The sequence below is a fragment of the Sphingobium cloacae genome (genome assembly GCF_002355855.1).
In the GTDB taxonomy this organism is placed as follows: domain Bacteria; phylum Pseudomonadota; class Alphaproteobacteria; order Sphingomonadales; family Sphingomonadaceae; genus Sphingobium; species Sphingobium cloacae.
Genome location: NZ_AP017655.1, coordinates 3,566,517 through 3,589,380, shown reverse-complemented (window position 1 = coordinate 3,589,380; position 22,864 = coordinate 3,566,517). Strand labels below are relative to the sequence as shown.

Sequence of the window (22,864 nt, the reverse complement as noted above, 5' to 3'; positions counted from 1 at the left end):
AGTCGCCCCCCTTCACAAGCGGGGTCGGCGGTCCTATATGGCTTTTTGGAAATCCGGTCGTCCCGCCATGTCAGGCGAGAGGATCGGCCCACGGCCTCACCGGGGTCCGAAATCGCGTGGCGCACGGTTTTCGGCGGAATTGGGTGAGTTTGGCGGGTGCACAAGACGCTGGCAGTGCGGATCGGACAGTCCCGGCCCGCACTTTTTTGCGTGGCGAATCGAGTTGAATCCGGCTCGAAAACTCGCCTCGCCAGGCTGAATTTTCGCTGCGATGCGAAAAAATGCGACGAACAAAAGGCAGGATACGCATGGCGACCAAAGCTCTTCCCCCCATCAGCAACACCGGCGCGAAGAAGCGCATCCGCAAGGTGTTCGGCGACATCCACGAAGTGGTGCAGATGCCGAACCTGATCGAGGTCCAGAGGGAGAGCTACGAACAGTTCCTGCGCTCCGATCCCAAGATCGGCTATGTCTCCGGCCTCGAAAAGACGCTGCGCTCCGTCTTCCCGATCCGCGACTTTGCGGGCACGGCGGAAATGGACTTCGTCCATTACGAGCTGGAAGACCCCAAGTACGACGTCGAGGAATGCCGTCAGCGCGGCATCACCTACGCCGCGCCGATGCGCGTTACGCTGCGCCTGATCGTGTTCGAGGTGGACCAGGACACCGAAACCCGCTCCGTTTTGGACATCAAGGAGCAGGACGTGTATATGGGCGACATGCCGCTCATGACGCAGAACGGCACCTTCATCGTCAACGGAACCGAGCGGGTCATCGTGTCGCAGATGCACCGCTCGCCGGGCGTGCTGTTCGACCATGACCGGGGCAAGACCCACTCGTCGGGCAAATATCTCTTCGCCGCGCGCGTCATCCCCTATCGCGGGTCGTGGCTGGACTTCGAGTTCGACGCCAAGGATATCGTCAACGTCCGCATCGACCGCAAGCGCAAGCTGCCGGTCACCGCGCTGCTCTATGCGCTGGGCCTGACGGCGGAGGAAATCCTCGGCTATTTCTACAACAAGGTCGTTTTCGTCCGGGGCGAAGGCGGCTGGCAGATCCCCTATGTCGCCGAGGCATGGCGCGGCCAGAAGCCCGCTTTCGACATCGTGGACGCGAAGTCGGGCGAAGTCGTGTTCGCCGCCGGTCACAAGATCAGCCCCCGCGCCGCCAACAAGGCGGAAAAGGACGGGCTTGAGACGCTGCTGATCCCGACCGAGGAAGTCTATGGCCGCTATTCGGCCTATGACCTCATCAACGAGAAGACGGGCGAAATCTATATCGAGGCCGGTGACGAAGTGTCGCCGGAGAACCTCGAAAAGCTGGACAAGGCGGGCATCGACCGCCTCGAACTGCTGGACATCGACCATGTGACCACGGGTCCGTGGATCCGCAACACGCTGAAGGCCGACAAGGCGGAGGAGCGCGACCAGGCGCTGTCCGACATCTATCGCGTCATGCGCCCCGGCGAGCCGCCGACGAAGGAAACCGCCGAGGCGCTGTTCGCCGGGCTGTTCTTCGACCCGGAACGCTATGACCTGTCGGCCGTGGGCCGCGTGAAGCTCAACATGCGCCTCGACCTCGACGCCGAGGACACGGTGACGACGCTGCGGGTCGAGGATATCCTCGCCGTGGTCAAGGAACTGGTGAACCTGAAGGACGGCAAGGGCGAGATCGACGATATCGACAATCTCGGCAACCGCCGCGTCCGTTCGGTCGGCGAATTGCTGGAGAACCAGTATCGCGTCGGCCTGCTGCGCATGGAGCGCGCGGTCAAGGAACGCATGTCGAGCGTCGACGTGTCGACCGTGATGCCCAACGACCTCATCAACGCGAAGCCCGCCGTGGCCGCTGTGCGTGAGTTCTTCGGCTCCAGCCAGCTTTCGCAGTTCATGGACCAGACCAACCCGCTGTCGGAAGTCACCCACAAGCGCCGCGTGTCGGCGCTTGGGCCGGGCGGCCTGACCCGTGAGCGCGCGGGCTTCGAAGTGCGCGACGTTCACCCGACGCACTATGGCCGCATCTGCCCGATCGAGACGCCGGAAGGCCCGAACATCGGCCTTATCAACTCGCTGGCCACCTTCAGCCGCGTGAACAAATATGGCTTCATCGAAACGCCCTATCGCAAGGTCGTGGACGGCAAGGTGACGAACGACGTCGTCTACCTGTCCGCCATGGAAGAGGCCAAGCACACCATCGCGCAGGCCAACGCCGAGGTGGACGCCAGCGGCGCGCTGACGGAAGACCTGATCTCCGCGCGGGAAGCGGGCGAATTCCTGATGGCGCCCAAGGACCACATCACGCTGATGGACGTCAGCCCCAAGCAGCTGGTGTCGGTCGCGGCCTCGCTCATCCCCTTCCTGGAAAATGACGACGCCAACCGCGCCCTCATGGGATCCAACATGCAGCGCCAGGCGGTGCCGCTGGTGCGTGCCGAAGCCCCGTTCGTGGGCACCGGCATGGAAGGCACGGTGGCGCGCGATTCGGGCGCTGCCATCGCCGCCAAGCGCGCGGGCATCGTCGATCAGGTGGATGCGGCCCGTATCGTCATCCGCGTGACCGGCGACATCGCCGCCGGACAGTCGGGCGTCGACATCTACACGCTCCAGAAGTTCCAGCGGTCGAACCAGGACACCTGCATCAACCAGCGTCCGCTGGTGAAGGTGGGCGACCTGATCGAGGCGGGCGACGTGATCGCCGACGGTCCCTCGACCGAGTTCGGCGAGCTGGCGCTGGGCCGCAACACGCTGGTCGCGTTCATGCCGTGGAACGGCTACAACTATGAGGACTCCATCCTCATCAGCGAACGCATCGTGAAGGATGACGTCTTCACCTCGATCCATATCGAGGAATTCGAGGTCATGGCCCGCGACACCAAGCTGGGGCCGGAAGACATCACCCGCGACATTCCCAATGTCGGCGAGGAAGCGCTGCGCAACCTCGACGAAGCGGGCATCGTCTATATCGGCGCCGAGGTGGAGCCGGGCGACATTCTGGTCGGTAAGATCACCCCCAAGGGCGAAAGCCCGATGACGCCGGAAGAAAAGCTGCTTCGCGCGATCTTCGGCGAAAAGGCGAGCGATGTGCGTGATACGTCGCTGCGTCTGCCGCCGGGCGTCGCGGGCACGGTCGTCGAGGTGCGCGTGTTCAACCGCCATGGCATCGACAAGGACGAGCGCGCCATGGCGATCGAGCGCGAGGAAATCGATCGTCTGGCGAAGGACCGCGAGGACGAGCGCGCGATCCTCAACCGCGCGACCTTCAACCGCCTGCGCGAGATGCTGCTGGGCCAGACCGCCGCGGCGGCGCCCAAGGGCATCAAGAAGGGCGTGGCCATCGACGAGGCTCTGCTGAGCGAAGTCGAGCGCCACGAATGGTGGAAGTTCGCGGTCGAGGACGACAAGGTCCAGAGCGATCTGGAAGCGGTCAAGGCGCAATATGACGAAGCCGTCCGCTCCATCGTCGACAAGTTCGAGGATCGGGTCGACAAGCTCCAGCGCGGCGACGAGCTGCCGCCGGGCGTGCTCAAGATGGTCAAGGTCTTCGTCGCGGTGAAGCGCAAGCTGCAGCCGGGCGACAAGATGGCGGGCCGTCACGGCAACAAGGGCGTCATCAGCCGCATCCTGCCGATCGAGGACATGCCGTTCCTGGAGGACGGCACGCATGTCGACATCGTGCTCAACCCGCTGGGCGTGCCGTCGCGCATGAACGTCGGGCAGATTTTCGAGACGCATCTGGGCTGGGCCGCGCGTGGCCTTGGCCAGCAGCTCAAGCACGCGCTGGAGGAATGGCGGGACGCCAATCCGAACGCGCAAGGCGGCGAGATGCCCGATGCGGTGAAGACGCGGCTGCTCGAAACCTATGGCCCGCAATATGCGGACCAGATCGAAGGGCGCAGCGCCGACCAGATCGTCGATCTGGCGCAGCATCTGGAACGCGGCGTGCCGATGGCGACGCCGGTGTTCGACGGTGCGCGGGAAGCCGACGTTTCGGCGATGCTGGAACTGGCGGGGCTGGACTCGTCCGGCCAGAGCGACCTCTATGACGGCCGCACGGGCGACAAGTTCGACCGCAAGGTGACGGTGGGCATCATCTACATGCTCAAGCTCCACCACCTGGTCGACGACAAGATCCACGCCCGTTCCATCGGCCCCTACTCGCTCGTCACCCAGCAGCCGCTGGGCGGCAAGGCGCAGTTCGGCGGCCAGCGCTTCGGTGAAATGGAGGTGTGGGCGCTTCAGGCCTATGGCGCCGCCTATACCTTGCAGGAAATGCTGACGGTGAAGTCGGACGACGTGGTGGGCCGCACCAAGGTCTATGAGGCGATCGTCAAGGGCGACGACACGTTCGAAGCCGGCATCCCCGAAAGCTTCAACGTGCTGGTCAAGGAAATGCGCTCGCTGGGCCTCAACGTCGAACTCGCCGCGATGGACGAAGTCGCCGAGGACGACGACGGCTTCGCGCAGGCGGCGGAATAAGGGAGGTTCGGAGCACTGTTTCCGCAAGGCGGTGCTCCCTTCCCCTTCGCCCCACGACATTTGCCCTCATGAGGGAATGAAAAGATGAATGAACTGACGAACTTCGCGAACCCCGTCCAGAAGGCGGAGACTTTCGACCAGATCCAGATCGGCCTGGCCTCCCCGGAGCGCATCCGCAGCTGGTCCTTCGGCGAGATCAAGAAGCCGGAAACCATCAACTATCGCACGTTCAAGCCCGAACGCGACGGCCTGTTCTGCGCGCGCATCTTCGGTCCGATCAAGGACTATGAATGCCTGTGCGGCAAGTATAAGCGCATGAAGTATAAGGGCATCGTCTGCGAGAAGTGCGGTGTCGAAGTCACGGTGTCGAAGGTCCGCCGCGAGCGGATGGGCCATATCGAACTGGCAGCGCCCGTGGCGCACATCTGGTTCCTGAAGTCGCTGCCCAGCCGCATCGGCCTGCTGCTCGACATGCAGTTGAAGCAGCTTGAGCGCGTCCTTTACTTCGAATCCTACATCGTCACCGAGCCGGGCCTGACCCCGCTGGAGAAGTTCCAGCTTCTGACCGAAGACGAACTGCTCGACGCGCAGGACGAATATGGCGAGGACGCCTTCTCCGCCGGAATCGGCGCGGAAGCGGTCAAGCAGATGCTGATGGACCTCGACCTTGAGGGCGAGAAGGTCGCGCTACTCGACGAACTGGCCACCACCAAGTCGGAACTCAAGCCCAAGAAGATCATCAAGCGGCTGAAGGTCGTGGAGAGCTTCCTGGAATCGGGCAACCGTCCGGAATGGATGATCCTGGACGTGGTGCCGGTCATCCCGCCGGAACTGCGCCCGCTGGTGCCGCTGGACGGCGGCCGCTTCGCGACGTCGGACCTCAATGACCTCTATCGCCGCGTCATCAACCGCAACAACCGCCTGAAGCGGCTGATGGAACTGCGCGCGCCGGACATCATCGTCCGCAACGAAAAGCGCATGTTGCAGGAAGCCGTCGACGCGCTATTCGACAATGGCCGCCGCGGCCGCGTCATCACCGGTGCGAACAAGCGTCCGCTGAAGTCGCTGTCCGATATGCTCAAGGGCAAGCAGGGCCGCTTCCGCCAGAACCTGCTCGGCAAGCGCGTCGACTATTCGGGCCGTTCGGTCATCGTGACCGGGCCGGAACTCAAGCTGCACCAGTGCGGCCTGCCCAAGAAGATGGCGCTCGAACTGTTCAAGCCCTTCATCTACGCCCGCCTCGACGCCAAGGGTCTGTCCATGACCCTCAAGCAGGCGAAGAAGTGGGTCGAGAAGGAGCGCAAGGAAGTCTGGGACATTCTGGACGAGGTGATCCGCGAGCATCCGGTGATGCTGAACCGCGCGCCGACGCTCCACCGCCTGGGCATCCAGGCGTTCGAGCCGGTCCTCATTGAAGGCAAGGCGATCCAGCTTCACCCGCTGGTCTGCTCGGCGTTCAACGCGGACTTCGACGGCGACCAGATGGCCGTGCACGTTCCGCTGAGCCTTGAGGCGCAGCTGGAAGCGCGCGTGCTGATGATGTCGACCAACAACATCCTCAGCCCCGCGAACGGCAAGCCGATCATCGTCCCCTCGCAGGACATGGTTCTGGGTATCTATTACCTGTCCATGGAGCGCGAAGGCGAGCCGGGCGAAGGCATGTTGCTGGCCGACATGCAGGAAGTGCATCAGGCGCTCTATGCCAAGGCCGTGACGCTGCACTCCAAGATCGTCAGCCGCGTGCCGCAGACCGACGAGGCCGGCAACCAGTATATGAAGCGGTTCGAGACGACGCCGGGCCGCATGCTGCTGGGCGAATGCCTGCCCAAGTCGCACAAGGTGCCCTTCGATGTCGTCAACCGCCTTCTCACCAAGAAGGAGATCGGCGACGTCATCGATCAGGTCTATCGCCACACCGGCCAGAAGGACACGGTGCTGTTCGCCGACGCCATCATGGCGCTGGGCTTCCGCCACGCGTTCCAGGCGGGCATCTCGTTCGGCAAGGACGACATGGTCATCCCCGACAGCAAGGTGACGATGGTCGACGAGACCAAGGCGCTGGTGGCCGATTATGAGCAGCAATATCAGGACGGCCTCATCACCCAGCAGGAAAAGTACAACAAGGTGATCGACGCCTGGTCGCGCTGCGGCGATCAGGTCGCGAACGCCATGATGGACGAGATCCGCGCCCAGCCGAAGGACCCGAACACGGGCCGCATGGCGCCGATCAACTCGATCTACATGATGGCGCACTCCGGCGCTCGTGGCTCGCAGGCCCAGATGAAACAGCTTGCGGGGATGCGCGGCCTGATGGCCAAGCCTTCGGGCGAGATCATTGAAACGCCGATCATCTCGAACTTCAAGGAAGGCCTGACCGTCCTTGAATATTTCAACTCCACCCACGGCGCCCGCAAGGGTCTGGCCGACACCGCGCTCAAGACGGCGAACTCGGGTTACCTGACCCGCCGTCTGGTCGACGTGTCGCAGGACTGCACGGTCGTCGAGGAGGATTGCGGCACCGAAAAGGCGCTGGAGATGAAGGCCATCGTGCAGGGCGGCTCGGTCATCGCGTCGCTGGGCGAGCGCATCCTGGGCCGCACCACGGCGCAGGACATCGTCGACAGCAAGGACGGCACGGTCATCGTTCCGATCGGCACGCTGCTCGACGAAGCTCTGGTGGCGCAGATCGAGGCCATCGGCACCCAGTCGGTCAAGATCCGCTCGCCTCTCATCTGCGAAAGCAAGATGGGCGTGTGCGGCAAATGCTACGGCCGTGACCTCGCCCGTGGTACGCCGGTCAATATCGGCGAAGCGGTCGGCGTCATCGCGGCGCAGTCCATCGGCGAACCGGGCACGCAGCTTACGATGCGGACCTTCCATATCGGCGGCGCGGCGAACTTCAACGAAACGTCGAACCTGGAAGCCATGTCGGACGGCACGATCGAGCTGCGCGACATGCCGACCATCGTCGACAAGAACGGCCGCCGCCTGAGCCTCGCCCGCAACGGCGAAGTCGCGATCATCGACAGCGAAGGCCGCGAGCGCGAAACGCACCGCCTGCCTTACGGCGCGACCATCCTGTTCGCGGATGGCGACGCCGTGAAGAAGGGCGAGCGCTTCGCCGAATGGGACCCCTTCACCATGCCGGTCATCACCGAAAAGCCGGGCATCGTGAAGTATCAGGACCTGATCGACGGCAAGACGCTGACCGAGCAGACCGACGAAGCCACCGGCATCGCGCAGCGCGTGGTCACGGAATTCCGTGGCGCCGCCCGCACGAAGGAGGATCTGCGTCCGCGCCTGACCCTGCTGGACGATGAATCCGGCGAGGCTGCCCGCTACATGCTGGCGGTGGGCGCGACGCTGTCAGTCGACGATGGCGCTCAGGTGCAGGCGGGCGACGTGCTGGCGCGTGTCTCTCGCGAAGCGGCGAAGACCCGCGACATCACCGGCGGTCTGCCGCGCGTCGCCGAACTGTTCGAAGCGCGCAAGCCCAAGGACAACGCCATCATCGCCAAGGTGTCGGGCCGCGTCCAGTTCCTCAAGGATTACAAGGCGAAGCGCAAGATCGCCATCAATCCCGAGGATGGCGGCGAGCCGGTCGAATATCTGATCCCCAAGAGCAAGGTGATCGACGTTCAGGAAGGCGACTTCGTGAAGCGCGGCGACAACCTGATCGGCGGTTCGCCCGACCCGCACGACATTCTGGAAGTGCTCGGCATCGAGCCGCTGGCCGAATATCTGGTGGCGGAAATCCAGGAAGTCTATCGCTTGCAGGGCGTGAAGATCAACGACAAGCATATCGAGACGATCGTTCGTCAGATGCTGCAGAAGGTCGAGATCACCGTGTCCGGCGACACCACGCTGCTGGTGGGCGAGCAGGTCGACCGCGAGGAAATGGACGAGATCAACAGCAAGCTCCAGCCGGGCTTCCAGCCTGCCGAGGGCAAGCCGGTGCTGCTGGGCATCACCAAGGCTTCGTTGCAGACGCGTTCGTTCATCTCGGCGGCGTCCTTCCAGGAAACCACCCGCGTCCTCACGGAAGCGGCGGTTCAGGGCAAGAAGGACACGCTGGTGGGCCTGAAGGAAAATGTCATCGTCGGCCGCCTGATCCCGGCGGGCACGGGCGCGGGCATGAACCGCATGCGCGTCGCCGCCTCGTCGCGCGACGCGGCGATGCGGGCCGCCCTGCGCGCGTCGAGCCAGGTCGACCTGATCGCGCCGAAGACCGCGGCCGAGGAACATGCCGCCGAACTGGCGCAGGGTCCGGAAGCCGCGATCGGCAACGACCCGCTGGCCGTCGTGCAGGGTGAGGACTTCACCACGCAGGACATGGACTGATCGATTGAAGGCGGGGTGCTTTTCCGAGTAGAGCGCCCCTCCCCTTTTCTCTTCAAGAGACAGGAAAGCCCGTCGGATGCCCATGCATTCCGGCGGGCTTTCTTTTTCGGTCCGGACGGAAGTTCGTTGGGAAAGCGGCGTCAAATCCCCTTGACCGATAGCGAAAGCGGGCCTATTTGCGCGCTTCCGATGCGGGCGATGCCCGCCCTTGGTGCCCGATCGTCTAAAGGTAAGACTACGGACTCTGACTCCGTCAATCGAGGTTCGAATCCTCGTCGGGCATCCAGTCTATACTCATGCCCTTCCCACAACTTGCCTGGTTGAGCCGGACCCCATCCTTGTGGGCGGAACGATCCGATGCAGATATGTTCGACGAGTCCTGCCCCTGAGCGGCTCGCTCGGGGCGGACGCGGCCAGTTTGATGATGAGTGCTTCAGCGGGGAAGCCCGCTCACTTCTCCCGACGCGGCGGCCGGCCATCGGACGGCACCTGGGGCGCCTTTTCGCTGCGATCGCGATAGATGGCCGCGCGGGCCAGCAGGATCAGCGTGACAGGCGTGGTCAGCGTGACGAACAGGGCGATCAATATTTCATGGATGACAGGCCGCGTCTGCAGGATCGAAAAACAGAGCATGGAACCCAGAAGGATCGCCGTCATGCCCGCCGTCGCACCCAAGGTGGTGGCGTGGACGCGCGCATAGAAGCTGGGCAGACGCAACAGGCCCAGCGCGCCCACCAGCGTCAGGATCGCGCCGCCGAGCACCAGAAGGCCGACCATGATCGCGGCCCAGGTCGGCAGATCAGGCGCCTGCATCATTCGATGACTTCTCCTCTCATCAGGAACTTGCCCAGGGCGACGGTTCCCACGAATCCCAGCAATGCGATGACCAGCGCCGATTCGAAATACAATGTGCGCCCCGTCTGGATGCCATAGGTGAGCAGCAGCAGCATCCCCGTCAGATAAAGCGTGTCGAGCCCCAGCACCCGGTCCTGCGCGCGCGGGCCGCGCAGCATGCGGAAGGCGGCGCACCCCATCGCAAGGCCCAGCAATATCTGCGATGCGGTGATCGCCAGCGCCAGAAGCAGGGAGGTCATTCGAATATCTCCATCAGCAGGCGTTCATAACGCTCCCGGATCAGCGTGACCCATTCCGTTTCATCGACGAGATCGAGCACATGGATCAGAATGACGTGCCGGTTCGCGTCATGCTGCACCCACAGCGACCCCGGCGTGGCGGTGATGATCAGGGCAAGCGAGGCCAGAGCGTAGGGACTGCGCAGGTCCGTGGGCAGTTCGATGAAATCCGAGTGGCGGTGGGGCGGATTGAACAGGATGATCTTCGCCACGGCGATGTTGGAGCGTATGATGTCCACCACCACCAGTCCGGCGAGCCGGACGAAGGCCCAGCCAAGCCGGACGCGCGGCGGCTCGGGCGCGAGCGACAGCATCGTGCGCGACACGATCAGCGCCACCAGCGCGCCCAGCAGGATATGGCCAGGCGAGAAGCCGGTCAGCAATATCCACATCGCGAACAAGGCCGTCGCCAGAAGCGGAAAGGGGAGGAAGCGCTTCATGGATGCCCTCCGCCCACGGGGGCCGCACGCGCCACGGCCGCCAGATAGTCGGCCGGATCGTGCAACGCCGATGACGTCGCCTCCAGATAGGCCATGACCGGCCCTGCCCAGAGCATCAGCGCCAGACAAACCGTCAGGAGCAGGCCGATGGGAACGACTTCGACAAGGCTGAGGCGGGATGGCGCTTCCTCCCCCGGCGTCCAGAGGAGGTCGATACCCGCGCGCGTCATCACGATCATGGTCGCAAGGCCGGACAGGATGATCAAGCCGATCAGGGTCCAGTTCATCGGGCCGACGCCGCCCGCAAGCAGCAGCGCGTCGATGATCGCGAACTTGGCGATGAAGCCCGACAGCGGCGGAAGGCCCGCGAGCAGCAGGGCGCAGAAGATGAAACCGCCGCCCAATATGGCGATCGTCCCCGGAATGACGACGCCCGTCTCATCCTCATCCTTCTCGATCGCGCCGACATATTCGTCGTCGAATACGGGTTCGGCCACGCCCGCGATCATGTCATCCTCGTCGGCATTGCGTTCGACGGGCTCGATGATGAGGTAGAGGGCGCTGACGGCGAGCGTCGAACTGACGAGATAGAAGAGCAGCGCGGCGATGAGCGCCTGCCCGCCTATGCCGAGCCCGGCGAGCAGCGTCCCCGAGGATACCAGCACGTAATTCCCCGCCACGCGCGTCAACTGGCGGGCGGAAAGGATGCCCAGCACGCCGAAGGCCATGGTGGCAAGGCCGCCATAGAGCAGCCCGTCATTGGCGAAACCCGCCGCGGCGCCCGACGCTTCGCCGAACAGCAGGAAGGACAGGCGGAGGATGACGTAGATGCCGACCTTCGTCATGATGGCGAACAGGGCGGCAACGGGCGGCGCCGCGGCGGCATAGGTACGGGGAAGCCAGAAGCTGAGCGGCCAGATGCCGGCCTTGACCAGGAAGGCGACGCCGAGGATCGCCGCCCCCGCTTCGAGCAGCGCGAGGTCGTCCGGCCCGGTGCGGACGATGCGGCTGGCCAGGTCGGCCATGTTGAGCGTGCCCGTCACGGAATAGATCAGCGCCACGCCGATCAGGAAGAGCAGCGAAGCGGCGATGTTGATGGTGATGTAATGCAGGCTGGCGCTCGTCCGTTCGGTGCCCGAGCCGTGCAGGATCAGGCCGTAGGACGCCGCGAGCAGCACCTCGAAGAAAACGAACAGATTGAAGATATCGCCGGTCAGGAAAGCGCCGTTGACGCCCATCAGCAGCAGCAGGAACAGCGCATGGAAACGCGGCCCGGATCGATCCCATCGGGCCAGCGCGTAGAAAAGCGAGGTGAAGCCGAGGACATTCGTCAAAAGCAGCATCATCGCCGACAGGCGATCGACCACCAGCACGATGCCGAAGGGCGCGGCCCAGTTGCCGAGCAGATAGACATGAGGACCGCCCACGCCCACGCCAGCACCGGCATTGCTGGTCAACCACAGCAAGGCCGCCGCATTGGCGATCAGCAGGGCGGAAGCGCCGAGGCTCAACCAGCGTTTCAGGACACGCCGGCGCTCGTCGAACGCCAGCATCAGCGCGCTGGCCAGCAGGGGAAGCAGGATCGGCGCGATGATCAGGTGGTGAAGCCAGCCGGTCATGCTTCGCCATCCTCGCCGTCGACATGATCGGTGCCGGTGAGACCTCGCGAAGCCAGCAGCACCACCAGCAGCAAGGCGGTCGTCGCGAAGGAGATGACGATCGCCGTCAGCACCAGGGCTTGCGGCAGGGGGTCCGCATAGAGCGCGGGCTCGGCGGAGGCGGGGTCCTTGCCGATGATAGGAGGCGCATCGCTCCGCAGCCGTCCGGCCGCGATGATGAAGAGATTGACGGCATAGGACAGCAGCGACAGGCCGAGAATGACCTGGAAAGTCCGGGGCCGGAACAGCAGCCACAGACCCGATGCCGTCAGCACCCCGATGGCGAGCGAGAGGAACAGTTCCATCAGGCCGGTCCTTCCGCTTCGGACGCAACGGGCTGGGCGGGCTTCCTCGCTCGCGGTGAACGGATCGACTGGTGCGCTATGGCGATCAGCATCAGCAGGGTCGTTCCGACAACCACCGCGAACACGCCGATGTCGAACAGAAGCGCCGTGGCGAGCGGCACATCCCCGATGAGCGGCAGGGTCAGGTAGCGCGAATGGCTGGTCAGGAAAGGATAGCCGAACAGCCACGCGGCGATGCCGGTCGCCACGGCGCAGACGAGGCCCGCGCTGATCCAGCGGACCGGCTGGACGTTCAGGCTCGCCTCGACCAGCCGCGTGCCGTTCGCCATGTAGAGAAGCACGAAGGCGATGGAGGTGGCGACGCCCGCCGCGAAGCCGCCGCCGGGCAGGTCGTGGCCCCGCATCAGCAAATAGAGCGCGAAGGTCAGGATCACGGGAAACAGCCATTGCATGATGACGCGCGGAACGAGGAGATAATGGGCCAGCGTGTCGCCCATGGCATGATCCTCGCTCGCCTCGTCAAAGGCGTTCTGCCGCCGCTGCTGGTCGGGCAGTTCGATGCTTTCCGGCGCGGGACGGAAGCGGCGCAGCAGGGTGAAGACGGTCAGCGCGACGATGGCGAGGACCGTGATTTCCCCCAGCGTATCGAACCCGCGGAAATCCACGAGGATGACGTTGACGACATTGGTCCCTCCGCCGCCCGCATAGGCATTTTCCACGAAGTAGCGCGAGATGCTGTGCGGCAGAGGGCGCGTCATCATCGCATAGGCCAGCGCCGCGACCCCCGCCCCGCCCGCAACGGCAATGGCCAGGTCGCCGCCGCGCCGCAGATGGACTATGGGCGGCGTGCGTCCATCAGGCCATATCTCGGGCAGACGTTTCGGCAGCCAGCGCAAGCCCAGGAGCAGCAGGATAAGGGTGACGATCTCCACCAGCAACTGCGTCAGCCCGAGGTCGGGCGCCGATAGCCAGACGAAGCTGATGCAAACGGCCAGCCCGGCTCCCCCCACGAGCACGAGCGCGACCAGCCGATGGAATTTCGCCTGCCATGCCGCCACGACGGCGCACGCGCCGCCCAGCAGCCACAGGAGTCCGAAGACGGGATCGATCAGCGTGTCGTGCAACGGTCCCCGGCTGTAGCCCAATCGCCAGAACGGCACGGTTCCAAGCGCCAGCGCGGTGACGATGATGAGGCGCAACTGCACCTGAAGGCGCCGGGTGCCGAAACGATCGTGCAGGCCCCGCGCCAGATTGACGATCATCGCCAGCACCGCCTCGAAAGTCCGGCGGCCTTTCAGCCGGCCGATGAGCGGCGATTGCTCCACCGCGTTCAATCGATCGCGGAACAGGATATACAGCGTGGTGCCGCCGACCAGGGCGATCACGCTCATCAGCAAGGGCATGGTGAAGCCATGCCAGATCGCCAGACTGTAGATCGGCGTCCGATCGCCCAGCACCGAATCGACGGCGTTCGCGAGGAACGGCCCGATGGTGAGCGCGGGCACGATGCCGACGAGCAGGCAGGCCAGCACCAGTATCTCGATCGGCAGGCGCATCCAGGGCGGCGCTTCGGCGGGCTGACGGGGAAGCCCGGTCGGGGGCGGACCGAAGAAGGTCTGGTGGATGAAGCGGACCGAATAGAAGACGCTGAAGGCGCTGGCGAGCGTGGCCAGATAGGGCAACAGCACGTCGATGATCGTGCCGCCATGCCTCTCCAGCGCTTCGGCGAGGAACATCTCCTTGGAAAGGAAGCCGTTGAGCAGAGGCACGCCCGCCATCGCCGCCGCCGCCACCATGGCCAATGTGGCGGTGATGGGCATGAAGCGCGCAAGCCCGCTCAGGCGGCGCAGGTCGCGCGTTCCCGTCTCATGGTCGATGATGCCCGTGGCCATGAACAGCGACGCCTTGAAGGTGGCGTGATTGACCGTGTGGAAGATCGCCGCCACCGCCGCGAGCGGACTGCCGAGGCCCAGCAGCAAGGTGATGAGGCCGAGATGGCTGATCGTCGAATAGGCGAGCAGGCCCTTCATATCCTGCTGGAAGATCGCCGCCCAGGCGCCGACCAGCAGCGTTGCGAGGCCAGTGGTGGTGACGATGAGATACCAGCTATCGGTGCCCGCCAGGACCGGCCAGAGCAGCGTCAGCAGGAAAATCCCAGCCTTCACCATGGTCGCCGAATGCAGATAGGCCGACACGGGCGTCGGCGCCGCCATCGCGTGCGGCAACCAGAAATGGAACGGGAATTGCGCGCTTTTGGTGAAGGCGCCGATCAGGATCAGGATGAGCGCGGGCAGATAGGCCGGATCGCCCTGAATTGCGGCGCGCGAGGCCAGCACGGCGTCCAGGTCATAGCTGCCGGCCATCCGCCCGAGCAGCAGCAGGCCCACGAGCAGGCACACCCCGCCCGCCGCGGTGACGATCAGCGCCATGCGCGCGCCATCGCGGGCGCTTTGATTATGGTGCCAATATCCGATCAGCAGGAAGGAGAAGAGGCTGGTCAGTTCCCAGAAGAAGGCGATCTGGATCAGATTGCCGGACAGGACGATGCCGACCATCGATCCCATGAAAGCCTGAAGAAACGCGAAAAAGCGGGGCACCGGGTCTTCCGGCGACATATAATAGCGCGCATACAGGATGACGAGCGCGCCGATGCCGAGGACAAGCACGGCAAAAAGCCAGGTGAAGCCGTCCAGTCGGAATGTCAGGTCGAGCCCCAGCGATGGCAGCCAGGGCAGCGTGTGCCGCACGATTTCGCCCTGCGCGATCAACGGATAATAAGCCACGACGATCGCGGCCCCGACGAGCGCGATCATGCCCGCCAGCGACGAGGCGAGATTCCGGCTGCGCGCAGGCAGGAACGCCGCGATCACGCTCCCCAGAAATGGAAGGGCGACAACCGCCAGAAGGAAACGGGGATCATGCATGAGTTAGCGGAAAGTCTCCATCGGCCGATGCGCTGCCCGAAGGCGCGCGCCCCTTATGGAAGAGCTTGGCGCGGCGGGGCAAGGCGTCATCCGACCTTTTCGTGCATATTTCGACGGACGGCTTCGCGGTCAGGGACAGCCTAGCCTTTCTCCGCCACGCCCGGAACGATGAGAAGATCGCCCTCCAGCGCATCGGAGAGCCGCTTGTCCATACTGCCGATGAACGCATCGAACAACAGGCCCCGGCCCCGGCTTCCCACGACGGTCAGGTCGGCATGATTGTCCTCGACATAATCGCCGATCAGGATTTCGGGCGCGCCATGTTCCACGACGACATCCAGTCTTTCGTACAGGGCGTCGCCGATGCGGCTTTCATGGCGAAGCTGCGTCCTGACTTCATCGGCCTTGGCATGCGATTCCGGCGCGAAATCGCGGTCGGAGAGATAGCCGGCATAGGGAATGTCATATCCGTGGAAGAGCGTGAGCGCCGCCGTGGGGAAGAAAACGCCCGCCGCGAGCGTCGCCTGAAGCGCCGTTTCGGACAGATCGGTCGCAACCACGATCTTGCGATAGGCACCTGCCGGACGATCGCGAACCACCAGCACGGGAATGGCGGCGCCGCGAACCAGCCGACTGGCGGTATTGCCCAGGATCATCCGCCCGAACGTTTCGTCGCGCGCGATGCCTGTGACGATGAGGTCGCAATTCTCCCGCTCCGCCACCTCGATCAGCTTGGCGGCAGGGTCGCCCGTTTCAATCACCACGCGAATATTGTCGGCGACGCTGGCGACATCGCGCGCCAGGCGCCGATGCATCCGTTCTTCCGGGCTGGCCTGCCGCCGCCAAGACGAGGCGCGCGGCTCCAGGAAATCGGCTGGCCCCGGTTCGATCACCGTGGCCGCGATCAGTTCCGCCGACCACTCCCGCGCCAGTTGCACGGCGCGGTCCAGCGCGCGGTCGCACCGGCAACTAAGATCGGTGGCGAGGAGTATGCGTCGGGGGATGGCATCCGTCATGCCCCCTTCCTGGGTCACGGGCGCGTCATTTGCAACAGGGGATGAAAGCGTTCCTCGCGGCCAACTGCCGACAAAGACAGGAAATTCGGTGAGCGATGCCTCCATCATCGGGAGGCTTCCATGGAACGAGCCTGGGCGAGGCGAGTTGATTCCCGAACGGTTGGTGAACGGGAGAAGATGGATGAAGACGCAAACCAGCATATTCGCGATAGCATTGGCGGCCCTGGCTCTGGGAGGGTGCGGCAAGAAAAGCGAACCGGTGCCCAATGAAACCGTGGCCGCCCCGACGAACGGCCTCAATGCCGTCGAGAGCGCCCCCGTCCCGGAAAATGCGGACCAGGCCTTCGCCAACGCGGCTGCGGCGAGCGATATGTTCGAGGTGGAAAGCTCCAGACTGGCGGAAATCAACAGCCAGTCGGCGTCGGTGAAGAAGTTCGCCGAAGCGATGATCAAGGCCCATACGGATTCCACCGCCGAACTCACGGAAGCCGCCGGCAAAGCCACCCCCGCGATCGTGCCCAAGCTGTTGCTCACCCCTGAACAACAGCAGGCCCTTGATTCGCTCAAGGACAAGAAAGGCGCGGACTTCGACGCCGCCTATATTGCCGCGCAGCGCAAGGGCCATGAGGAAACGCTCGACAAGCTCAAAGCCTATGCCGAAAATGGCGAGGTTCCGGCGCTCAAGGCGTTCGCAGCCAAGCTTGTGCCCGTGGTGACGGAGCATCTCAACATGGCCAAGGCCCTGAAATCCTAGGCGATCAAGCTGCGCGGCACGGAACGAGCGGATTGAGGGGGCAGAAGGAAGCGCATCGCTCTATTTCATGGACTGACGCAGCGAACGCCGGATGCTATGTGCTTCCCAACGGTTCGCTGGCGCTGGAGCGAAGGGGGAGCGATGAGAATATTTGTCCGCATGATCGCCGGAATGATGATGACCGTCATGCCAGGCGGCATTTCCGTCGCGCTGGGCCAATCCGCGCCTGTGGAGGACGGCACCTATATGCTGGAGGGCGGGAGCTACAGCATTTCCGTCGAACGGACGGACAGCGGCATCATGGTACATGAACCGAACAAGCATTCCCCCTATCGGCCCGCTGGGGCGGATCGGCCCAACACCTATCTCTTCTTCAATGACAATACCGGCTATACCTATGGCATCCGGGGCGTGGACAGCCAGACCATCGAGGCGTTCAAGGATGTGGAGGGCAATGTCCCCACGCGGCTGAAAAGACTGGGCGGGCCGCCGTCCGCGCGCCCGATCCGCGCGATCGATCCGGGCCCGTCGGGCGCACCGCCGGAAGGCACCGATGCCGAGGTCGCGCGCAAATACCAGGCGCTTTCCAACAGCGACGAGGCCAATCGGCAAAGCTGGACCGCCTGTTCGGCCGCCGCGCTCAAGCGCAGCCTCGCCAGCGGGGAGGAGGCCGACGCCTATGGCGTGCAGGTGGCGCAGATGCTTCGGCTGATCGCGGTGGACGATGCATCGCCATGCCCGGACGCCATTCCGCAGGCGCTGTGGGACAAGGCGAAAGGCATCGACGATCTGGGCAAGGGCAAGGCGGCGACCGCCGCGACGACGAAGCCACCCGCTCCCGCGCCTGATGCCGACCGGGAGGAACGGTTGCGCCTGAACGCCGACATGGCCGCCAAGGCAGCGTCCGACGCTGAGCGGATCAAGGCGGACAAGGATGGCTATGCCGCCGCGATGGCCGAAGCGCAGCGGGCGCGGGAACAATATCAGCGTGAACGGGAAACCTATGAAGCCGAGGCGGCGCGCGTGAAAGCAGCGCAGGACGCCTATGAGGCGGAGATGGCCCGCTATCGCGCCGCCGGGGGACGGCTGCCCCGGTGAGGCATCGCGGGATCAGTCCGCGGCGATGGCGAGAGCGACCGCTTCGGCGACCTTGATCCCGTCAATGGCGGCGGAAAGGATGCCGCCCGCATAGCCCGCGCCTTCGCCCGCCGGATAGAGGCCCGCGACGTTGAGGCTCTGGAAGTCCTTGCCTCGCGTGATGCGGATGGGGGAGGATGTGCGGGTCTCCACGCCGGTCATGATGGCGTCGGGATGGTCGTAATTCGCGATCTGACGGCCGAACGCCGGAAGCGCCTCCCGGAAGGATTCCAGCACGAAATCGGGCAGGCAGCGCGACAGGTCGGTCAGGGTCACGCCGGGCTTATAGGAGGGGGTGACCTCTCCCAATGCCGTCGAGGGACGGCCCGCGAGGAAATCGCCGACCGTCTGGCCCGGCGCATGATAGGAGGAACCGCCCGCGACATAGGCCAGCGATTCCAGGCGGCGTTGCAGGTCGATGCCCGCCAGCGGCCCTTCGGGATAGTCGCGTTCCGGATCGACGCCGACGACGAGGCCGGAATTGGCGTTGAATTCGGCACGGCTATATTGGCTCATGCCGTTGGTGACGACGCGGCCTTCCTCCGATGTGGCGGCGACCACGCGGCCGCCGGGGCACATGCAGAAACTGTAGACGGTGCGGCCATTGGCGCAGTGATGGGCGAGGCTGTAGGCCGCCGCTCCCAATATCGGATGGCCCGCGCAGGCGCCGAAGCGGGCGCGGTCGATCCAGCTTTGGGGGTGCTCGATGCGGACGCCGATGGAAAAGGGCTTGGGCTCGATATGGACGCCCCGACGGTGGAGCACCTCGAAGGTCGGGCGGGCGCTGTGGCCGACCGCCATGACGACATGATCGGCTTCGAGGAAGCTGCCGTCATGGAGGTGGAGGCCGCGCAGGCGATGCGCGCCATCGCCCTGCCGCTCCAGTTCGATGTCCTCTACGCGGTGCTGCCAGCGATATTCGCCGCCCAGCCCCTCGATCTGGCGGCGCATGGCCTCCACCATGGTGACAAGGCGGAAGGTGCCGATATGGGGATGCGCTTCGGTGAGGATGTCCTGCGGCGCGCCCGCCGCGACGAATTCCTCCAGCACCTTGCGGCCGAGGAAGCGGGGGTCCTTCACCCGGCAATAGAGCTTGCCGTCGGAGAAAGTGCCCGCCCCGCCCTCGCCGAACTGGACATTGCTGTCGGGGTTGAGATCGCCGCGCCGCCACAGGCCCCAGGTGTCCTTCGTGCGTTCGCGCACCACCTTGCCCCGGTCGAGGATGATCGGGCGGAACCCCATCTGCGCGAGGATCAGGCCCGCGAACAGGCCGCATGGCCCCGCGCCGATGACGACCGGCCGCTTGCCGGACCAACCCGCGGGCGCTTTCGTCACGAATTGATAGTCGGTGTCGGGGCGCGGGCGGACGTCATGATCCCCGGCAAAGCGTTCCAGCACCGCCGCTTCGCCGGTCAGCACGATGTCGACCGTGTAGACGAGCTGGATCGCGTTCCTGCGCCGCGCATCATTGCCCCGGCGCACGATGGCATGGCTCAGCAATTCCTGCGGGGCGAGACCCAGGCGCTCGCAAATGGCGGCGGGCATCGCCTCGTCCGGATGGTCGAGGGGCAGCTTCAGTCCCGAAAGGCGCAACATGGGATGGCCCCTAAAGGATGCGCGCGGGAAAGGGAACCGGCTGCCCCTGCTCTGCCTTCAGAAACGGGCGCGCAGGCCGCCATAGATGGCGCGGCGCTCTATCGGATAGAAGCTGGCCTGCCCGCCATATCGGACGACGGCGCTGATGTCGCCGATGGCCCGCTTCTGCGTCAGGTTGCGGGCGTCGAGGAACAGGGTCACGCCTTCCCGCACCTGCGCCTGCGCGCCCAGGTTCAGCATGGCGTAGCCGCCGGTTTTCTTGCTGTTGGCATAGTCCACCCACGCCCCCTGCGGCATCCATTCGACCGAGGGCGAGACGCTGGCGCGGTCCGTGCCGAGTTTCAGTTCGGCGCGATAGAAATGGCGCGGCACCACCGGCAGGCGATTGTCGCCATAGGTCGCGTCATGGCGGAAGCGGAAGTCGCTATATTGATACATCTGGCGTAGCGTCGCCCATGGCGTCAGCGTCAGGTCCAGCCCGGCTTCGATGCCCTGATGGCGAGTGCGGTCGGCGTTGAAGGTGGCGGCGGGATAGACCCCGGCCAGCACATTATATTGCAGCATCTCGCCCTTCAGCGTGGCGCGGTAGAGGCTGATGTCCCATGCCGCGATGCCGATGCGGCCCCGCGTGCCGATTTCCGCCGTCCATGCCTTTTGCGCGCCCACCGGCGTGAAGCCAGGCGCGCCGCCCGCCGGGGTCTGGCTGAGTTCGCCGAAGCCGGGCAATTCGACCGAGCGGCTATAGTTGGCGTAGAATTGCAGGCTTTCGGACGGTTCGTAGAGCAGGCCGATTTTCGGGGCGAAAGTGTCGAAAGTCGCCTTGCCGCTGCGTTCCGGGGCGAAGCGGTTGTCGATCCTGCGCTCGCCATGGGTGTAGAGACCGCCCGCGATAAGCCAGAGGCCGGTCAACGGAGCGGCGCGCAGTTCGGCATAGCTGTTGATCGTCTCCGCTTTCTGGATCGCATAGGCGGTGGGGGCGCCGCGATGGCCGGCAATGTTGACGAACTGCCTGGCGGCGGTCCGGCCGAAACGCGCCTGACTGCCCAGCGTCAGCGCAACGGGCATCCCCCCCAGATCGCCCGACCAGTCGAGGCTGGCGAACAGGCCGCGATCCTCGCTCTTCTGGTCGATCACCTGATAGATGGGATGATAGAGTTGCTTCGCGTTGTAGAAGGCCCCGAAAGCGACCTGCCCGCCGCCGATCTGGATGGCCGTCCGGTTCTGGAGGCGGATCGAGTCGATGTCGCGCGCCTGATCGCCCATGAAATTGCCCTTGGCGGGGTGATGGAGCGCATCGCTTTCCGTGAGCGCACCGGACAGCTTCTGGCGGATGCTCTGGACGCTGGCATAAAAGCGGGTTTCGACCCTGTCGCTCAACCGGAAACCGGCATTGCCGTTGAAATGGACCGCCTTGCGGCGGCCATGGTCGCGGCCACCGTCAGAGCTGTCCGCCGTGACGGCCGCCCAGACATCGGCGCGATCATCGGCATGGCCATAGGCCAGCTTGCCGCGCACCGTGTCGAAGGAACCGCCGTCGATCCGCATGTCGACGCCCGGCGCGCTACGGCCCGTGGGCGTCACCGCATTGATCGCGCCGCCCAGCGTCGATCCGCCGAAGCGCAGGGCGTTGGCGCCGCGATAGACCTCGATATGCTGAAAGACCTGCGGGTCGAGTTCCTGAAAATCGCCATTATCGTCGGCGCTGTTGATCGGGATGCCATCCTGCAACAGCGTGAGGCCCCGCATATGATAGCCGCGCGAGAGACCCGAACCGCGAATGGAAATGCGGACCTCCTGCCCGAAGCGCGGCTGGGTATAGACGCCGGGCGAAAAGGCGAGCGTGTCGCGCAGGGAGACGGCGAGCCTGTCCTCATAGTCCTCCGCCGCGACGACATCGACGCCGCCGGGGGTGCGGGCGACTTTGACGGCGGCTTCCTGAATGATGGGGCTGGCGGTGACGACGATGCGCGGATCGGCTTCATCGGCAAGGGCAGGAATAGCGGAAAGAGCGCAGGCCATGGCGCAGAGCGACGCGCCGCGCGCGACGAAATATGGAGTCATGGAAAGGATAACCTTCTGAAAAACATGTGCGTGAAGCGGCGCGCAAGGTCATGCCCTCACGCGCGGCGGCAGGGATTTTCAGAAGGCGGCTGGGGGTCCGGAAGAAGGCGGCGGCGGCGCGGCGAGACGGGCGATGAAACCCGTCCTGAGCGCGAAGGCAATGGGGCCGAAAGCCCGTTGCCATGTGGGCAACAGGAGGTCCGCCAGCGGCAGCGGGGGGACGGTCGGCGTGGCGTTGGCTCCGGCGAAAGCGCAATGCTGCTGCATCGCGCCGTCATCGGCGGGCTGGTGCTTCTGCTTCATCCTGCCTTGCGCCACGGCGTCGCGGTCGACCATGACCTTGACCGGCCCGGTTCCGGAACAGAGCGTCACCATGACGCCCTTTTCCGTCCGCACCGGCATGAAACCCGAAGGCGCGAGCAACTGGATAGCGAGGACGAGCAGGCCCAGCGCAGCCAACAGGCCCCGCGCATTGTCCGACTGTCTGATCGCCCCCATCATGCCCGCGCCCTAGCGGAGACGCGCCGTCCTGTCATCAGGACAAACTGCCCAAGGTTCGCCACGCACTAACCTTGACGTAAACGTAAAGTAGTTTTAGATAGCCGGCATGGATCAACGCACCACTATCGCCGGCATCGAATTGCCGGACCATAGCGAACGGCAGACATACAGCATCACCGATCTGTCGGAAGAATTCGGCGTCACGGCGCGCGCGCTGCGCTTTTATGAGGATGAAGGGCTGATCTCGCCGGAGCGGCAGGGGCTGGCCCGCATCTACTCACGGCGCGACCGCGCGCGGCTGGCGTGGATCTTGCGCGGCAAGCGGGTGGGCTTCAGCCTGTCCGACATTCGCGAGATGATCGACCTTTATGACGCCGACGAGGAACATGAAGCGCAGCGGCGCGTCACCATAGCCAAGTGCACGGCGCGCATCGACCTGCTCACCCGGCAGAAGGACGACATCGACGCGGCCATCGCCGAACTGTCGGACTTCATCGCCACCATCGCCAGAGACTGAACCCCC

The 22,864-nt window shown here is 64.7% G+C and carries 15 protein-coding genes and 1 tRNA gene; 6 read left to right on the top strand and 10 right to left on the bottom strand.

The features are described from left to right. Positions 1–308: 308 nt before the first annotated feature. From rpoB to SCLO_RS17600, 3 genes are all read left to right on the top strand, one after another. Positions 309–4,475, top strand: coding sequence for a DNA-directed RNA polymerase subunit beta (gene rpoB / locus SCLO_RS17610; protein WP_066514590.1), 4,167 nt, complete (start codon positions 309–311; stop codon positions 4,473–4,475). An 84-nt stretch (positions 4,476–4,559) separates the two neighbouring features. Beyond that, positions 4,560–8,816, top strand: a complete 4,257-nt coding sequence (gene rpoC / locus SCLO_RS17605) for a DNA-directed RNA polymerase subunit beta' (RefSeq protein WP_066514587.1) — start codon at positions 4,560–4,562, stop codon at positions 8,814–8,816. 212 nt (positions 8,817–9,028) lie between these two features. Continuing rightward, positions 9,029–9,102, top strand: a tRNA-Gln gene (locus tag SCLO_RS17600). A gap of 164 nt (positions 9,103–9,266) precedes the next feature. Here the strand turns inward: SCLO_RS17600 and mnhG are convergent. From mnhG to SCLO_RS17565, 7 genes are all read right to left on the bottom strand, one after another. Further along, complete coding sequence (mnhG, locus tag SCLO_RS17595; RefSeq protein WP_174521939.1) at positions 9,267–9,632, bottom strand: monovalent cation/H(+) antiporter subunit G; 366 nt, start codon at positions 9,630–9,632, stop codon at positions 9,267–9,269. Then, a complete protein-coding gene (locus SCLO_RS17590) occupies positions 9,629–9,910 on the bottom strand; it encodes a K+/H+ antiporter subunit F (RefSeq protein WP_066514580.1) in 282 nt (93 codons plus the stop codon). Before SCLO_RS17590 ends, mnhG begins: the two co-directional genes overlap by 4 nt. Then, positions 9,907–10,389, bottom strand: a complete 483-nt coding sequence (locus tag SCLO_RS17585; protein ID WP_066514579.1) for a Na+/H+ antiporter subunit E — start codon at positions 10,387–10,389, stop codon at positions 9,907–9,909. The genes SCLO_RS17590 and SCLO_RS17585 overlap by 4 nt, the downstream gene beginning before the upstream one ends. After that, positions 10,386–12,008: a monovalent cation/H+ antiporter subunit D gene (locus tag SCLO_RS17580; RefSeq protein WP_066514572.1), complete on the bottom strand. Its 1,623-nt coding sequence runs from the start codon at positions 12,006–12,008 to the stop codon at positions 10,386–10,388. The genes SCLO_RS17585 and SCLO_RS17580 overlap by 4 nt, the downstream gene beginning before the upstream one ends. Continuing rightward, positions 12,005–12,352 (bottom strand): Na+/H+ antiporter subunit C, encoded by a 348-nt coding sequence (locus SCLO_RS17575; protein ID WP_066514571.1) that lies wholly within the window; start codon positions 12,350–12,352, stop codon positions 12,005–12,007. Before SCLO_RS17575 ends, SCLO_RS17580 begins: the two co-directional genes overlap by 4 nt. Next, entirely contained in the window at positions 12,352–15,276 is a 2,925-nt protein-coding gene (locus tag SCLO_RS17570; protein WP_066514569.1) for a monovalent cation/H+ antiporter subunit A, read from the bottom strand. The genes SCLO_RS17575 and SCLO_RS17570 overlap by 1 nt, the downstream gene beginning before the upstream one ends. 140 nt (positions 15,277–15,416) lie before the next feature. Then, positions 15,417–16,292: a universal stress protein gene (locus SCLO_RS17565; protein WP_169800535.1), complete on the bottom strand. Its 876-nt coding sequence runs from the start codon at positions 16,290–16,292 to the stop codon at positions 15,417–15,419. A gap of 181 nt (positions 16,293–16,473) precedes the next feature. Here SCLO_RS17565 and SCLO_RS17560 point away from each other — a divergent pair, with 181 nt between their 5' ends. Further along, a complete protein-coding gene (locus SCLO_RS17560; RefSeq protein ID WP_066514564.1) occupies positions 16,474–17,046 on the top strand; it encodes a DUF4142 domain-containing protein in 573 nt (190 codons plus the stop codon). Positions 17,047–17,187: 141 nt separating this feature from the next. Further along, the gene (locus tag SCLO_RS17555; protein WP_123905535.1) at positions 17,188–18,144 is read left to right on the top strand and encodes a hypothetical protein; all 957 of its coding nucleotides are present in this window, start codon (positions 17,188–17,190) and stop codon (positions 18,142–18,144) included. A gap of 12 nt (positions 18,145–18,156) precedes the next feature. Here SCLO_RS17555 and SCLO_RS17550 read toward each other — a convergent pair whose 3' ends face one another. The 3 genes from SCLO_RS17550 to SCLO_RS17540 all read right to left on the bottom strand — a co-directional run bounded on the left by SCLO_RS17550 (position 18,157) and on the right by SCLO_RS17540 (position 22,341). Further along, a complete protein-coding gene (locus tag SCLO_RS17550) occupies positions 18,157–19,779 on the bottom strand; it encodes an NAD(P)/FAD-dependent oxidoreductase (RefSeq protein WP_066514558.1) in 1,623 nt (540 codons plus the stop codon). 57 nt (positions 19,780–19,836) lie between these two features. Next, a complete protein-coding gene (locus SCLO_RS17545) occupies positions 19,837–21,840 on the bottom strand; it encodes a TonB-dependent receptor family protein (RefSeq protein WP_096362179.1) in 2,004 nt (667 codons plus the stop codon). A 78-nt stretch (positions 21,841–21,918) separates the two neighbouring features. Beyond that, positions 21,919–22,341 carry a DUF2946 family protein gene (locus SCLO_RS17540; RefSeq protein WP_066514553.1) on the bottom strand — a complete coding sequence of 141 codons (423 nt, stop codon included), beginning with the start codon at positions 22,339–22,341 and terminating at the stop codon, positions 21,919–21,921. Between the two features lie 106 nt (positions 22,342–22,447). On the opposite strand from SCLO_RS17540, the gene SCLO_RS17535 reads away from it, so the two are divergent. Further along, positions 22,448–22,858 (top strand): MerR family transcriptional regulator, encoded by a 411-nt coding sequence (locus tag SCLO_RS17535; protein WP_066514551.1) that lies wholly within the window; start codon positions 22,448–22,450, stop codon positions 22,856–22,858. Positions 22,859–22,864: the final 6 nt, after the last annotated feature.